The organism is Mangrovitalea sediminis, from assembly GCF_002514725.1.
Lineage (GTDB): Bacteria > Pseudomonadota > Gammaproteobacteria > Pseudomonadales > Oleiphilaceae > Mangrovitalea > Mangrovitalea sediminis.
Genome location: NZ_NTLB01000003.1, coordinates 150,313 through 164,835, shown reverse-complemented (window position 1 = coordinate 164,835; position 14,523 = coordinate 150,313). Strand labels below are relative to the sequence as shown.

The 14,523-nt window shown below is 59.4% G+C and carries 13 protein-coding genes; 4 read left to right on the top strand and 9 right to left on the bottom strand.

All coding sequences use genetic code 11. The features are described 5' to 3' along the window. Positions 1-102: 102 nt before the first annotated feature. From miaA to CLR77_RS07665, 5 genes are all read right to left on the bottom strand, one after another. The gene (miaA, locus tag CLR77_RS07685; protein ID WP_097460053.1) at positions 103-1,113 is read right to left on the bottom strand and encodes a tRNA (adenosine(37)-N6)-dimethylallyltransferase MiaA; all 1,011 of its coding nucleotides are present in this window, start codon (positions 1,111-1,113) and stop codon (positions 103-105) included. Then, positions 1,113-2,984 (bottom strand): DNA mismatch repair endonuclease MutL, encoded by a 1,872-nt coding sequence (gene mutL, locus CLR77_RS07680; RefSeq protein ID WP_097460052.1) that lies wholly within the window; start codon positions 2,982-2,984, stop codon positions 1,113-1,115. Before mutL ends, miaA begins: the two co-directional genes overlap by 1 nt. Positions 2,985-3,058: 74 nt before the next feature. After that, positions 3,059-4,393 carry an N-acetylmuramoyl-L-alanine amidase gene (locus tag CLR77_RS07675; protein ID WP_264754685.1) on the bottom strand — a complete coding sequence of 445 codons (1,335 nt, stop codon included), beginning with the start codon at positions 4,391-4,393 and terminating at the stop codon, positions 3,059-3,061. 101 nt (positions 4,394-4,494) lie between these two features. Next, positions 4,495-4,974, bottom strand: a complete 480-nt coding sequence (tsaE, locus tag CLR77_RS07670) for a tRNA (adenosine(37)-N6)-threonylcarbamoyltransferase complex ATPase subunit type 1 TsaE (RefSeq protein ID WP_097460469.1) — start codon at positions 4,972-4,974, stop codon at positions 4,495-4,497. Positions 4,975-4,997: 23 nt separating this feature from the next. Next, positions 4,998-6,545 (bottom strand): NAD(P)H-hydrate dehydratase, encoded by a 1,548-nt coding sequence (locus tag CLR77_RS07665; protein WP_097460051.1) that lies wholly within the window; start codon positions 6,543-6,545, stop codon positions 4,998-5,000. 50 nt (positions 6,546-6,595) lie between these two features. Here CLR77_RS07665 and queG point away from each other — a divergent pair, with 50 nt between their 5' ends. After that, positions 6,596-7,711 carry a tRNA epoxyqueuosine(34) reductase QueG gene (queG, locus tag CLR77_RS07660; RefSeq protein ID WP_097460050.1) on the top strand — a complete coding sequence of 372 codons (1,116 nt, stop codon included), beginning with the start codon at positions 6,596-6,598 and terminating at the stop codon, positions 7,709-7,711. A gap of 19 nt (positions 7,712-7,730) precedes the next feature. Here the strand turns inward: queG and orn are convergent, their stop codons facing one another. After that, on the bottom strand, positions 7,731-8,273 hold the full coding sequence (gene orn, locus CLR77_RS07655; protein ID WP_097460049.1) for an oligoribonuclease: 543 nt from the start codon (positions 8,271-8,273) through the stop codon (positions 7,731-7,733). 168 nt (positions 8,274-8,441) lie between these two features. On the opposite strand from orn, the gene rsgA reads away from it, so the two are divergent. Beyond that, positions 8,442-9,491 carry a small ribosomal subunit biogenesis GTPase RsgA gene (gene rsgA, locus CLR77_RS07650; protein ID WP_097460048.1) on the top strand — a complete coding sequence of 350 codons (1,050 nt, stop codon included), beginning with the start codon at positions 8,442-8,444 and terminating at the stop codon, positions 9,489-9,491. 11 nt (positions 9,492-9,502) lie between these two features. Here the strand turns inward: rsgA and motB are convergent, their stop codons facing one another. Both motB and motA read right to left on the bottom strand, forming a co-directional pair. Further along, the gene (gene motB / locus CLR77_RS07645; RefSeq protein WP_097460047.1) at positions 9,503-10,468 is read right to left on the bottom strand and encodes a flagellar motor protein MotB; all 966 of its coding nucleotides are present in this window, start codon (positions 10,466-10,468) and stop codon (positions 9,503-9,505) included. A gap of 73 nt (positions 10,469-10,541) precedes the next feature. Then, the gene (gene motA / locus CLR77_RS07640; protein ID WP_097460046.1) at positions 10,542-11,393 is read right to left on the bottom strand and encodes a flagellar motor stator protein MotA; all 852 of its coding nucleotides are present in this window, start codon (positions 11,391-11,393) and stop codon (positions 10,542-10,544) included. Positions 11,394-11,822: 429 nt separating this feature from the next. Here motA and CLR77_RS07635 point away from each other — a divergent pair, with 429 nt between their 5' ends. Beyond that, positions 11,823-12,635 (top strand): rhodanese-like domain-containing protein, encoded by an 813-nt coding sequence (locus CLR77_RS07635; RefSeq protein WP_097460045.1) that lies wholly within the window; start codon positions 11,823-11,825, stop codon positions 12,633-12,635. Positions 12,636-12,639: 4 nt separating this feature from the next. Further along, positions 12,640-13,488: an archaetidylserine decarboxylase gene (gene asd / locus CLR77_RS07630; protein WP_097460044.1), complete on the top strand. Its 849-nt coding sequence runs from the start codon at positions 12,640-12,642 to the stop codon at positions 13,486-13,488. A gap of 10 nt (positions 13,489-13,498) precedes the next feature. Here asd and epmA read toward each other — a convergent pair whose 3' ends face one another. Continuing rightward, positions 13,499-14,482: an EF-P lysine aminoacylase EpmA gene (epmA, locus tag CLR77_RS07625; protein ID WP_097460468.1), complete on the bottom strand. Its 984-nt coding sequence runs from the start codon at positions 14,480-14,482 to the stop codon at positions 13,499-13,501. Positions 14,483-14,523: the final 41 nt, after the last annotated feature.

Here is a 14,523-nt window from a genome sequence, read left to right as displayed (position 1 = left end):
ATACGGCAGGCCTGAAGAAACTCGGCCGCAAGCCAAATTCTGAGTCGGGAAACAGTGTTGCGTCGTCGTCCTGTGACAGAATACCGTTTTTTTTCAGTTCGTCTAACACTGATTTTCCAATGTGGTGTGCGCATGGATCAATTTCAAGGCCATACGTATGTTTCCGGAGTCATTGGAAGACAAACTGTGTAGCTCCGGCCACCCTCGCAACCAGGTCAATTGACGCTTGGCCAACTGCCGGGTCGCTGCTGAAGCGCGCTCAACCATCTCGCTCCGATCCAGCATGCCGTCAAGATATTCCCAGACCTGCCGGTATCCCACACACCGCATGGAGGGCATCGACAAATTCAAGTCACCGCGCGCCTTCAGCGCAGCAACTTCATCGATCAATCCGGACTCCAGCATCTTCTGGAAACGTTCATCGATTCGACGGTGTAACAGGGGGCGTTGTTCCGGTAACAACGCTATCTGCAAGACATTATACGGCAGCGCCGAGTTCCCGTCTTCTCGCCATTGGACGTATTTACCATTTTCCTGACTATTGTCATCTCCACCGTCACGCCAAATTGCAGAAATGGGCCGCCCTGACAACTCAATGACTTCCAGGGCCCGCAACAGCCGCTGACGATTATTGGGATGAATCGCTTCTGCCGCCTCGGGGTCGAGCTCGCGCAGTCGCGCGTGCAAAGACTCCAGGCCGCGCTCCGACGCTTCGGATTCCAGACGGGCACGAATGGCCTGATCGGCCGCTGGCATATTCGCAATGCCCTGGCGCAACGTCTTGAAGTACATCATGGTTCCGCCCACCAACAGCGGAATACGCCCGGCAGCCGAAATCTCGGCCATCTCCCGCAAGGCGTCCGTTCGAAAATCCGCTGCGGAGTAGGATTCAGCCGGATCCCGAATATCGATCAAGCGGTGGGGCGTACGAGCCAGCTCATCCGGTGTCGGTTTCGCCGTACCAATATCCATGTCCCGATAGATCATCGCCGAATCGACGCTGATCACATCGCAAGGCAGCGCTTCGCACAGTTCTGCAGCAAGATCAGTCTTGCCCGACGCCGTCGGCCCCATCAGGAAAATCGCTGGCGGACGGGAATCGTGATGGCTCATCAACGCCCCCGCAGGAAAAGCTTATCGAGCTCGCCCATCGTGACCAGCGTCCAGGTGGGGCGACCGTGGTTACATTGACCGCTACGTTCCGTCGCCTCCATATCCCTCAACAAGGCATTCATTTCCGGGATGGTCAATTGCCGGTTAGCCCTGACGGAACCATGGCAGGCCATGGTTGCCAGCAATTCGTGAGTCACGGCCTCGACACGATCGCTGCGTCCATTTTCGGCCAGATCGGACACCACATCCCGAATCAGGCTTTCGACATCCGCGCCCCGTAACAACGCAGGAATCTGTCTGACCACAAGCGTTTCCGGCCCCATGCGCTCCACCTGCAACCCCAGGGTCAGCAAGTCGGCAGCATGCGTTTCCGCCAGATCGGCCTCGCGCTGACTCACCGCCAGGCTCAAGGGAACCAGCAGCGGTTGGCTTTTAAGGCCCTGCTCGGCCAATGCCCTTTTCATCCGCTCGTACGTAATCCGCTCGTGAGCAGCATGCATATCCACGACAATGAGACCCTGTGCGCTTTGTGCCAGGATATAGATGCCATGCAGTTGGGCGATCGCATAACCGAGAGGCTGGCTGTTGTCGCCATTCGGCGACGTGGGCAGCGGCTGTGACGTAAATGACGGCGAAGGGGACGCCGGTGAATAGCCGGCAGCCGGGGCCGACGCTTCGGGCCCATCTGTAGACACCGCCCCCTCATTCCCATGCAGCGCCTGATAAAAGGCCATTTGCTCGCGCACTGCCGGAACCACCTCGGCCGCTGCCGTCTCTGGCCGATAGGCCACTGACGGAATCGTCACTCCGCCTTGCGCCTCCTCCCGCACCAGAGACTGGGAGACGGCGCCACGCATCTGGTCGCCAGGCCGCACTTCGGCCAACACCCGGTGCAGGCTGCGGAAGATGAAATCGTGCACCAGGCGGCCATCGCGGAACCGTACTTCATGCTTGGTCGGGTGCACGTTGACGTCGACATTGGCCGGATCCAGCTCCAGATAGAGCACAAAAGCCGGATGGCGATTGTTGTACAGGACATCCCGATAGGCCTGACGCACCGCATGCGCTACCAATCGATCGCGGATCACACGGCGGTTGACGAAGAAATATTGAAGATCTGCCTGACTGCGCGAAAAGGTCGGCAGTGCGACCCAGCCCCAAAGACGCAGACCTGACGCTTCCACATCGATGGCCACCGCATTCTCGATAAAGGGCTTTCCACAAAGCGCAGCAATACGTCGCTCCCGGTCCACCTGCCCCGTCGCCGGCCGCAAGGACTGGATGCCCCGCTGGTTATGACGCAGTGTAAAACCGACATCGAAGGCCGCCAGCGCCTGGCGGCGCAGGCATTCTTCAATGTGCCCAAACTCGGTCTTTTCCGTGCGCATAAACTTACGCCGGGCCGGCGTATTGAAAAACAGGTCACGGACTTCCACGGTCGTCCCGACGGGATGCGCCGCCGGCGACAGTTGCGCGGCCATATCGCGGCCCTCGACCTCAACCGTCCAGGCTTCTTCGGCCTCCGGTCGCCTCGACGTTAGCGACAGGCGGGACACCGAGCTGATACTGGCCAGCGCCTCGCCGCGAAAGCCAAGTGAGGCGACGGCCTCGAGGTCTTCGAGTTCGGCAATCTTACTGGTGGCATGGCGACTGAGTGCCAGCGGCAGATCGTCTCGTTCGATACCACCGCCATCGTCCCGAATCCGAATCAGCTTCGCGCCCCCCTGTTCGATATCCACCTCGACGCGTCCCGCACCGGCATCCAGGGCATTCTCCAACAGTTCCTTGACGACCGATGCTGGTCGCTCAACGACCTCACCGGCGGCAATCTGGTTGGCAAGTCTGGGTGACAGTAACTGGATGCGACTCATGGACCTTCACTAATCAGGCAATAGAAGTGGGGATGATAACAGAAGCCCGGACCTTCGCTCATCCGGGACAGAAGTCAGGAAGCCGGTACCTGCAATACCTGACCGACAACAACCACATCCGAATTGAGACCGTTAAGTTTGCGCAAACGATCCACAGAAGTCTGCCTACGGTGCGCAATGCTCGACAGGGTATCGCCGCTACGCACCTTATAACGCTGCAACGGTGAGGGGCGCGGCAAAGGTGCAGCGGTAGCCGTCCTGCTCTGACGCTTCTCCGACGCCAGCAGTGTGCCCGGCGGCGGCGAGTTCTGGAAGTAATCCTGAATGCCCTCGAAGATGGCATGGGCGATGGCACGCTGATGCTTATGCGAAATCAGCAGGCGCTCCTCCTGGGGATTGGAGATAAAACCGGACTCCACCAGAATCGACGGAATATCCGGTGACTTCAGGACTACGAAAGCCGCCTGTTCGACGTGATTCCGGTGCAATTGCGTCACATCATCCAGTTGGGTGAGAACATCTCTACCAATACCCAGGCTCGCCTTCATACTTGCCGTCATCGAAAGATCGAGCAGCACCTGCGCCAGCGTATTGCTCTTGTCGTCCAGCGAAACACCCCCCACCCCACCGATCAGGTCAGCACGGTTTTCGCTCTGGGCCAGCCATCGCGCGGTTTCGCTGGTCGCACCACGCCGCGACAGCGCGTAAACCGACGCGCCCTCGGCGGAGGCACTGGGGTAGGAATCCGCATGAATCGAGACAAACATGTCCGCATTGTACTTCCGCGCCAGCTGGGTCCGGTCCCGCAGGCCGACGTAGTAATCGCCGGTACGGGTCATCTTGGCGGTGAAGCCCGGCTGCGCAGAGACCAACGCCTGGAGATCGCGGGCAATGCTCAACGTGACATTCTTTTCCTTGTAGCCATGCGGCCCTATCGCGCCGGGATCTTCGCCGCCATGCCCCGCATCGATACAGACAATGATATTCCGCTTGCCCTGCACGCTGGATGCGTTGATCACGGCAGTCTGGTCATTGTCAGGAACATTGGGGTCCTGCATGTCGACGATCAACCGGTAGCCATACTGGGAATTGGGGTCGAGCAGAAAGCTTCGGGGTGAGACACGATGCCTCAGGTCCAGCACCACCCGCAGGTCGTTCCCGTTACGGGGGGCACTACGAATCGCCTCAATCGGCGTTCCTTTGAGGCTGAGGCGGGTCAGGTCAACCGCCAGGCGGGTATTCTGCATATCGATCACCAGCCGGTCAGGCTTGGCCAACGTGAAAACGCTGTGATCGATGCGGCCGCTAAGATCGAGTACAAGCCGGGTATGCCCGGGCGCAGGCCAAAGGCGGGCGTCGCTCAAGCGGGTCTCCGCCCATGCCTGCCGACTGCCCGCCATCAGGAGCATCAACAGCATCATTGTCAGTCCGATTGGACGCCCTAACGTCCAACGGCGCTGCAAGACCTTCTCCTTGTTCACACTCGCTTCACGCCCAGACGGGGCCTCCTTTAAGATGTCCGCACCGCTTGCTGCATTCGCATCACAATAGACTTCCCTTCCCGGGTACAGGCCCTGCACCTTAGCTGTCGGTGAGTGCCGACAACCTGGAGCTCCACTTCGCAATCCGCCGACGGCAGCAATCCCTGCCCGCGCTGGGGCCATTCCACCAAGCACAGGTGCTCACCGGAAAAATAGTCCCGGATGCCCATGAACTCCAGTTCCTCCGGATCGGCCAGCCGGTAAAGGTCGAAGTGATAAACACGGGGCCGAATATCTTCGTAGGGCTCAACCAGGGTATAGGTCGGACTTTTGACATTCCCCTGATGCCCAAGACCGTGAAGCAAACCGCGGCACAGTGTCGTCTTACCTGCACCGAGGTCCCCAAACAGGTACACCACCGCCCCGTTCCCGCAGGCACGGCCCAAGGCAGCCCCCCAGGCTTCGGTCGCGTCGGCATCCGCCAGCGTCTCCCAATCTCCCCAAGCCATCCCGTCGACACCATTGTTTATCTTCATGCCCCGGCTACTCCAATCGCTTCAGCCCGGGCAAGAACCGAAGGGATCTCAGCGATCAGGTCCTGCGGCAACAGGCCGCGATAACCGAATGACGATACCAGACGATCCGCCGCCTCTCCGTGCAAACACACACCCAATGAGGCGACATCGGCAGCCGGAAGCCCCTGAGCCAGCAGGCTCCCCAAAATACCCGAAAGCACATCGCCCATACCGCCCTTGGCCATACCCGGGTTGCCCGTGGTCGCAACCTGCACTGGCGCATCGCGGGAAGCTATCAAGGTACCGGCACCTTTCAGCACCGCAACGCCACCCCAGCATTGGGCTAAACGGCATACGGCGGAGAACCGATCAGCGCCAATCTCTGCCGTCGAGATTCCCAGCATTCGGGCCGCCTCACCCGGGTGTGGCGTCAAGATCCAATTCTCCCGCTGCAACGCCTTGCCCGGTCGCGACAAGAGATTAAGTGCATCCGCGTCCGCCACGCAGGGACCGCCCCAGGCCATCACCCGCTGCAGCATCTGTTGCCCCCAAGCCGACTGCCCCAGGCCAGGCCCGACAACGACCACATCCTTGCCCACCAGCAGCGCATCCAGCTGTGAGCCATGCTCGACGCCCGTTACCTGGATGTCCGGACAACGCGTCAAGGCCGCCGTTACGTGCTCGGGACGCGTGGCCAGATAAACCAGCCCCGCCCCTGTACGAGCCGCCGCTTCCGCTGCCAGAATCGCCGCCCCGCCCATGCCACAGTCACCGCCAACGATCAGCACCCGGCCAAACAGCCCCTTATGACTTGCGGCCTTGCGCTCCGGCAAAAGGGACGCGACAGATGGCCAGTCACAGCGTGTCGCGTCGGCTGACACGACCCCCTCAATCATTTCACCAACGCCGAGATCGTCAAAGACCAGTTCACCGACGTAATCGGGCGCCGCAGCGGTCAGCAACCCCTGCTTCATTCCAATAAAGGTAACCGTCAATTCCGCCCGAATTGCCAGCCCGAGTACCCGTCCTGTGTCGCTGCAGAGTCCAGACGGGACATCCACTGCCAGGACGGGCTTCCCGCTCCGCGCGACATAATCGAACACCGTCCGATAAGGGTCTCTGACCTCACCGCTCAGGCCGGTGCCCAGCATCGCATCCACGATAACGTCCGCACCGTCAACGCATTCACGCCATGACGATGCTTCGATCCCTTGCACCTGGACACCCAACTCCTGAGCCTGGGCCCAGGCGCTGCGCGCATCCCCCTGCAGGCGGGCAGGATCCCCGACAGCCACGCAATGGACCGACAGCCCCTGCGCAACAGCCAGGCCCGCCATGATGTAGCCATCGCCTCCGTTATTCCCCGCGCCACACAGCACCGTCAGGTGCCGCGCCAGTGGCCAGCGCCGCATGAGATGCCGGAACGCACGACGCCCTGCCCGGCTCATCAGCTCAAACCCCGGCACGCCACCTTGTTCGATGGCATAGCGGTCCAATGCCCGCACCGACTCGGTACGATAGAGTGCGTGGGGCAATGAGGATCTGGAGTGTTCGCCTGTTATCATGGTTATCGGAAATCCGCAGTCACAGCATTCGGTTGAAAAACGAGGGCGAGATGCCTGGAAAGCGTAACAAATCAGGGGCTCAAGATCATTATCCTGCCACTGCCACGCACGATGAGGCCGCCTTGGGCGACCTGCCTGACCTGATTCGCCAATGGGCGCAGGAACTGGGCTTTCAGGAAATCGGGATCACCGACACCCAACTGGGAGAGGACGGCAAGCACCTCAAGCAGTGGCTTGCGGCCGGCTATCAGGGCGAAATGACCTTCATGGGAGCGCATGGAGACAAGCGCATCCAGCCCGACGCCCTCGTTGAGGGAACCCGACGGCTGATCTCAGTGCGCATGGATTACCTACCCGCACAGGACAACCCTCTCCAGGTATTGCAGGACCGCGAACGCGCCTACATCTCACGGTATGCCCTCGGGCGTGATTATCACAAGTTGATCCGTAAGCGGCTGGCACAGTTGGCGAAGCGAATCGACGAAGCCGTCAGTGGTTATCACTACCGCGCCTTTGTCGACAGCGCTCCAGTACTGGAGCGTGCCGTCGCCCGCAATGCCGGCATGGGCTGGATCGGCAAGAACACCATGCTGCTCAACCGCCGCGCAGGCTCCTTTTTCTTTCTCGGTGAAATTTTCACCGACGCGCCCATTCCGCTGAGCGAACCGCACAGGACCGAACACTGCGGCCGGTGCAGCGCCTGCCTGGATATCTGTCCCACCCAAGCCTTTGTCGGCCCTTACCAACTGGACGCCCGACGCTGCATCTCGTACCTGACGATTGAGCTGAAGGGGGCGATTCCGACCGAACTTCGTGCGGCCATGGGCAACAGGGTGTTTGGCTGTGACGACTGTCAGTTGGTCTGCCCCTGGAACCGCTTCAGCCGCGCCACTGCAGAAACAGACTTCTCCCCTCGCCATCAGTTGGATAACAGCACACTGGCCGAGCTTTTTTTGTGGGATGAAGCGACATTCCTACGAAACACCGAAGGTTCGGCGATCCGCCGCGCGGGCTATGAAAGCTGGCTACGGAATCTGGCCGTTGGACTCGGCAACGCACCAACAACGATCCCCGTTGTCGAGGCGCTCAGGCAACGAGCCGACCACCCATCCCCGCTGGTTCGCGAACATGTCCAATGGGCCCTATCGCGTCACGGTGTCGGGTAACCGGCCTGCGCCGGCCACGTCAGAGACTAAAGAACGTTTCCCGGTAGTGACGCAATTCGGCAATGGATTCCCGAATATCGTCCAGCGCCAGGTGCGCACCCTTCTTGTTGAATCCGGACAGGGCCGCGGGCTTCCAGCGCCTCGCCAGTTCCTTGATGGTGCTGACGTCGAGGTTGCGGTAGTGGAAAAAAGCTTCAAGTTCCGGCATGTAGCTTGCCAGGAAACGCCGGTCCTGACAGATACTGTTACCGCACATGGGGGACTGACCCGCTTCAAGGTGCTGGCGAAGAAAGTCCAGCGTCTGCTGCTGCGCAGCACATTCGCTCAAGGTGCTTTGACGGACTCTCTCGGTCAAACCTGACGCACCATGGGTACGCACGCACCATTCATCCATGCCCGACAGCAATTCGTCGGACTGGTGTACCGCAAGAACAGGCCCCTCCGCGATCACATTGAGCTGAGCATCCGTTACGATGGTGGCAATCTCGAGGATACGGTCGGTCTCGGGGTGCAGACCGGTCATTTCCAGATCGATCCAGATCAAACGATCCAAACCTGGCATGATTGTGGACTCCTGTGCACGCAATCAAAAAAACATCTGCCAAAGGCACTATGGCCGAAACCACACGCTTCAAGCACACTCGTTCAAACGAAACCCGGTGAAAGGCAAGCGATGGGCTGCCAAGCCGGTTATCATGTTACACCAGATTCCGAGCGCCCACAGGAACCCATGGCAAAACGACGACTCAACCAGCAGCAGCAACGACGAATCCGCCAGATTCAGTCAGAACGCACGCGCCGGAGCGAGCGACGCGAGCAGGATATCGACCGGCGCCTGCAAGCCGGGGAACTGGGGCCGGAACAGCCGGGACTGGTGATTGCGCACTTCGGACGCCAGCTGGATGTCGAAGCGCTCGAAGGCGCCCAGAAAGGCGAACTCTTCCGCTGCCACATCCGAGCCAACATCGACAGCCTGGTCACGGGTGACCGCGTGGCCTGGCGCGCCGATGATCAGCAGGGCGGCGTCGTGGTCTCCCGCAGCGATCGTCGCTCGGTCCTGCTGCGACCAGACAATTATGGCGCGCTCAAGCCCGTTGCCGCCAATATTGACCAGATCATCATCGTCATTGCGGTCGAACCGACACCGCATGCCAATCTGATCGACCGCTATCTGGTGGCCGCCGAGACCACCGGCATTCCGCCGGTCCTGTTGCTCAACAAGTCGGACCTGCTGGAGGATTCGCCGGAACACCCGGTACTCGACCTACTGGCTCGCTACCAGGCCTTGGGCTACACCGTTGAGCAGACATCTGCCAAACGAGCCGATCAGCGTGCCCAACTCGAAGCCCTGGTCCGCGATCGCACCAGCGTTTTCGTCGGGCAGTCGGGTGTCGGAAAATCCTCACTGATCCAGCAGCTGGCACCAGACGTGGACATTCGTATCGGCGCCCTTTCAGAAACCACCCGCAAAGGCACCCATACCACCACCACGGCAAAACTGTTCCACCTGCCTTGCGGGGGCGACCTGATCGACTCCCCCGGCATCCGCGAGTTTGGACTCTGGCATATCACGCCGGACCAGCTTGAATGGGGATTTACAGACATCCGCCCATTGAGCGGACATTGCCGTTTCCGTAACTGCCGGCATCAGGGCGAACCCGGTTGCGCGTTGGATGAGGCGGTCAAAGATGGGCGCCTGATGCTGCAAAGGCGAGAGAGTTTTCAGCGAATCCTGACCGATATCGAACAGTCGTCCAACGTCATAACAGATAGCCAGTAGCCATCAGGCCACTACCACTTCACAGGTCCCGGCTTGTCCGGCTTGACGCTCTTGAACCAGTCGCCTTCCTTCAGTGACTTTTCTGCATTCTTGCTCTGGCCAGGCGTCGGCTTGGTCAAATCGATGATCGGGGCGTCACCGCCTGCCGAGGCATTCTTCTGAATGTTCTCGGCCGTTTTCTTATTCAGCACAATGATCGAGATTCGGCGATTGACCGGCGCCGTGGGATCCGACTTGTCGAACGGCACCGAATCGCCAAGGCCTTCCACACGGGCGATCTGGTCGGGTGAGACGCCACCGGCAACCAACGCTCGCCGTGCCGCATTGGCACGGTCCGCCGACAACTCCCAGTTGGTATAACCCGGACGCCCGACATAAGGCGAAGAGTCGGTGTGACCGGTGATACTGATCTTGTTCGGCAGCTTGCCCAGTAGCTTGGCCAACGAGAACAGCAAATCCTCGGAATAGTATTTCAACTCGTCACTGCCGCTATCGAACATGGGACGCTTGGAACGATCCACGATCTGGATCCGCAGCCCCTCGTCGGTGATATCAATCAGCAGTTGGTCCTTGAATTTTTGAAGGGTTTTGTCGGTGTCGACCTTATTCTTCAGGTCCTGCAGGAGATCCTGCATCTTCCGCTGCTCGATGGTGTCCGCCATCTGGGTGACGGTCTTCTCGGGAATGGTAATCTGATTCGGCGCTTGATCGGCAGAGGTCTGCTGAACCACCGATGCGCTGCCCTTCAAGTCAATGGGATGTGCGCTACCGCCGCTGACGAACCCAGTGGGGTTGTGAAAATAGGCTTCGATCGCCGCCCGCTGTTTCGGCGTACTGGTCGCAATCAGCCACAGCACGAGGAAAAACGCCATCATCGCCGTGACAAAGTCGGCGTAGGCCACTTTCCAGGCACCACCATGGTGTCCGCCGACCACTTTCTTCACCCGACGGACAATTATTGGCTGACGATCTTCCACTACCCCTCTCCAGGAAGCGGCTCGCGCCGCTTAAGAACAAACTTCAAATGAACATCAAATGAGCGAGCACGGCTTACTTGGAGCGCACATGATCGTTCAGTTCCTGGAATCCAGGACGCTTGTCGGACATCAGGGTTTTCCGGCCAAACTCGATAGCCATTTGCGGGGCCTGCCCGCCCATGGTTGCGAGGATCGCCGCCTTAACACACTCGTAAGCCTTGATCTCGGCGTGAGCCATATGCTCGAGCGACGTTGCCATCGGCCCGACAAACCCGTAAGCCAGCAGGATACCCATAAAGGTCCCTACCAACGCAGCACCGACGTGATGGCCAATTTCCTCGATAGGCCCGGCAATGGCTCCCATGGTGATAACCACACCCATAACCGCCGCCACGATACCGAAGCCCGGCAATGCATCAGCAACCTTGGTGACCGCGTGGGAAGGCTCCTCGAGTTCATGCAGACGGGTTTCGATCTCCTGATCCATCAACCCTTCCAACTCGTGCGGCGCCATATTACCGGCGCTGATAATGCGCAGGTAATCCGTGATGAACGCCATCAACGGCTCGATTTTCGTGATGGCCGGATAGCGGGTAAAGATCTGGCTCTCGGCGGGATTGTCAACATCTTCCTCGATCGCCATCACGCCCTGCTTACGCGATTTATCGAACAAATCGTAAAGCAGGCTCAACAAATCCATGTAGAACGCTTTATTGAAACCACCGCCCCCGAGCAACTTGGGCAGTTTGCCGAATACGGTTTTAACCGTATGCATCGGGTTGGCGATAACGAAGGCACCGAACGCACCCCCCGCAATGATCAGCACCTCATAGGGCTGCCAAAGGGCGAGCAGAACGCCGCCACTCGCCATAAAGCCACCGACCACACACCCTATAACGATGAGCATGCCAACAATCAGGGTCATACTGGTATTCAGCCTCCGTCACCCGCCCCGATCCAACATGGAATGCACTGGATGACGACCATAACGAATCGTCTCCCGTGCCCACCGGGGCAATTGCACCACACAAGTTAAGACTATTTTCAGGCGATTAACAAACACTTATGACGACAAATCCGGCACATCATTTTGCCCGACATCATCTATCAGGAATCGGCAGGATCACGACAACCAGGAGCTCAGCTTATCGGCCGGGGATTGGCAAACCTGAGCTTTAATTTCTGCCGGAGGCACTTTCCCAAACGCAGCCCCGGCCGCTGTTACTTTGCCACCAACTTGCTGTTGGAAAAAGGATTTTTTATTTTCGACAGGGTAAAACCGCGACGTTCAGGCGCATACCATCCACCCAAGACATGATACACTGGCGCTTTGCCGAATCCTGGACATTTCTCTATGGCCGACTTGCCGCTTATCGTCGAACCAGAAACACTGGAACCCTTACTTGACGACGACAGCCTGCTGATTGTTGACCTTTGTCATCCTGAACGCTACAGCCAGGGCCATATTCCCGGTGCCGTATACGTTCACCCGCAGGAAACCCAATCCAGACGACCGCCATCACCCGGCCTATTGCCCGACAGAGAAGCCCTGCAGGCTCTGGCCAACCGCATCGGTCTGACGCCGGAGCGACATGTCGTGGTCTACGACGACGAAGGCGGCGGTTGGGCGGGCCGGTTTATCTGGCTACTCGACTGCATCGGCCATTCGCATTACAGCTATCTGAACGGTGGCTGGATTGCCTGGGACAGCGAGGAGCGTCCGCTTACAGTGGAAATACCTGATATAGCTCCGAGCCACTACCCGCTCCAGTTGACCGACGCACCGACTGCAACCCTGGACGAGATCCTGAACCATCTCGGACAGGGGGACCACGTTATCTGGGATGCCCGGTCCGCAGCGGAATTTCATGGCGAACGGCAAACCGCCGCGAAGTCCGGCCACATCCCCGGAGCGCGCCATTTCGAGTGGACGCAAGCCATGGATCCCGCGCGCGGCTTTCGTCTCAAGCCGGAAACCCTGCTGCGCAAGCAGCTCGAAACCCTGGGTATCACGCCCGACAAAACCGTTATCACCCATTGCCAGACCCATCACCGCTCCGGCTTGACCTATCTGGTCGCCAAGATACTGGGCTACCCAAAAATCAAGGGTTATGCCGGCTCCTGGGCGGAATGGGGCAATCACCCGGACACCCCAGTGGAGAAATGAGTTAATGCTCGATAAGTTATTTGTCTGGAGCCAGTACATCACGCCCCATCACGCCCTCTCGCGCGCCGCCGGCCTCTTGGCGGAAAGTCGCGCGAACCGTGTGAAACAACCTTTTATCCACTGGTTCGCCAAGCATTACGGCGTCGATATGAGCGAGGCCGAAAATGCAGACCTCGACGCATACCCCGACTTCAACAGCTTTTTCACCCGGGCCCTTCGCCCCGGCGCCCGGCCGATCGCCTCCGAGCCAGATACGTTGATCTGTCCGGTGGATGGCGCCATCAGCCAACTCGGCGATGTAACGGACGACCGGGTTTTCCAGGCCAAGGGACAGTCATTCAGCCTGACCGAGCTACTGGGCGGAGATGCACAACGAGCAGCCCCCTTCCAGGGTGGGCATTTCGCCACACTCTATCTTTCGCCCAAGGACTACCACCGGATTCATATGCCGATTACCGGCACGCTAAAGGAAATGGTGCACGTTCCTGGCCGCCTGTTTTCGGTCAATCCGGTCACTGCTGCCAACGTTCCGCGACTGTTTGCACGTAACGAGCGTGTCGTCGCCCTGTTCGATACGGAATGGGGGCCCATGGCACTGGTGCTGGTCGGAGCCATGATCGTTGCCAGCGTGGAAACCGTCTGGTCGGGCCTGGTCGCGCACCGGCACAACGGGATTACGGCCGTAAAATACAGCGGCCAGCAGGCGATCACACTGGAAAAAGGGGCGGAGATGGGACGCTTCCGGCTGGGTTCCACCGTCGTCATGGTGATGCCCCGCGGCTCCGTCAAGTGGGATGGTGCCATGACCGCAGGCACCTCGGTACGCATGGGGCAGGCCTTCGGCAGTCGCTGACCGCTGAGACCTAGGCCCGCGCCACGGGGAAAGTCACGACCTCTTCGAGTCTGGTCGCCTGCAACATCAACATCAGCAGGCGGTCCAGCCCCAGGGCAACGCCCGCACAATCGGGCAACCCCTCCTGAAGTGCCGCCATAAACCAGGGGTCGACAGACATCGGCGGCAACCCACGCAAACGACGCTGGCGGTTGTCCTCGCTAAAACGGCGCGCCTGCTCAGCCGAGTCGGTCAGCTCCCAATATCCGTTGCACAACTCCATACCGCCGATGTAAAGCTCGAAACGGTGTGCGACCTCTACACCATCGACCCTATCCGTGCGCGCCAACGCCGCCTGAGATGGCGGATAACTATGCACGAATACCGCATCCAGTTCCTTCAGCGCAGGTTCGATCACGTGGGTCAATAGCAGGTCCAGTGCACCATCCCGGTCCAGCGACGACGCCGTCAATCCGGAAACCCGGGCAGCCCTTTCGGCAAGAATTCCATCAGAGACTTCTACCGGGTCCAGCCCAAGGAAGCGCTTAAACAGGTCTCGATAGGAAAGTGTCAGCCACTGACGCGGCCCCAACAGAGATTCGACCAACGTCCTGACCTCATCCATCAACGACAGATGATCGAACCCAACCCGATACCACTCCAGCAAGCTGAACTCCGGGTTGTGTCGAGCGCCGCGCTCACCGTCACGAAAGGCCCGAAAAACCTGATAGATCGAGCCGCTGCCGGCTGCCAACAGGCGTTTCATGTGGTATTCGGGAGACGTTTGCAACCAATATGCTTCGCCGACATCGGGCCGCCCAAGATGCATCTTGGCTTCAACCGCGGAGATATGGACGTCCGTAACCGCATAATGGGCCAGAACCGGCGTCTCCACTTCCAGCACGTTACGCTCGGCAAAAAACGCCCGCAGCGATGCCAGCAGGCGCGCGCGCGTTTGCAGCGCCAACAGAGAACAACTCGGACGCCACAGAGCGCCAGGATCGGAGGATTCCATCATAAAATGGGGTCAGGCAGAACAGAGACAGAGAAGGCCGA

Excerpts from the sequence above, each read along its gene's own strand:
- orn (WP_097460049.1), bottom strand. The coding sequence starts at position 8,273 with ATGCCAGGTTTGGATCGTTTGATCTGGATCGATCTGGAAATGACCGGT.
- queG (WP_097460050.1), top strand. The coding sequence starts at position 6,596 with ATGCCTGGAAAGCGTAACAAATCAGGGGCTCAAGATCATTATCCTGCC.
- miaA (WP_097460053.1), bottom strand. The coding sequence starts at position 1,113 with ATGAGCCATCACGATTCCCGTCCGCCAGCGATTTTCCTGATGGGGCCG.
- rsgA (WP_097460048.1), top strand. The coding sequence starts at position 8,442 with ATGGCAAAACGACGACTCAACCAGCAGCAGCAACGACGAATCCGCCAG.
- epmA (WP_097460468.1), bottom strand. The coding sequence starts at position 14,482 with ATGGAATCCTCCGATCCTGGCGCTCTGTGGCGTCCGAGTTGTTCTCTG.
- tsaE (WP_097460469.1), bottom strand. The coding sequence starts at position 4,974 with ATGGCTTGGGGAGATTGGGAGACGCTGGCGGATGCCGACGCGACCGAA.
- mutL (WP_097460052.1), bottom strand. The coding sequence starts at position 2,984 with ATGAGTCGCATCCAGTTACTGTCACCCAGACTTGCCAACCAGATTGCC.
- asd (WP_097460044.1), top strand. The coding sequence starts at position 12,640 with ATGCTCGATAAGTTATTTGTCTGGAGCCAGTACATCACGCCCCATCAC.
- CLR77_RS07675 (WP_264754685.1), bottom strand. The coding sequence starts at position 4,393 with ATGCTCCTGATGGCGGGCAGTCGGCAGGCATGGGCGGAGACCCGCTTG.
- CLR77_RS07635 (WP_097460045.1), top strand. The coding sequence starts at position 11,823 with ATGGCCGACTTGCCGCTTATCGTCGAACCAGAAACACTGGAACCCTTA.
- CLR77_RS07665 (WP_097460051.1), bottom strand. The coding sequence starts at position 6,545 with ATGATAACAGGCGAACACTCCAGATCCTCATTGCCCCACGCACTCTAT.
- motA (WP_097460046.1), bottom strand. The coding sequence starts at position 11,393 with ATGACCCTGATTGTTGGCATGCTCATCGTTATAGGGTGTGTGGTCGGT.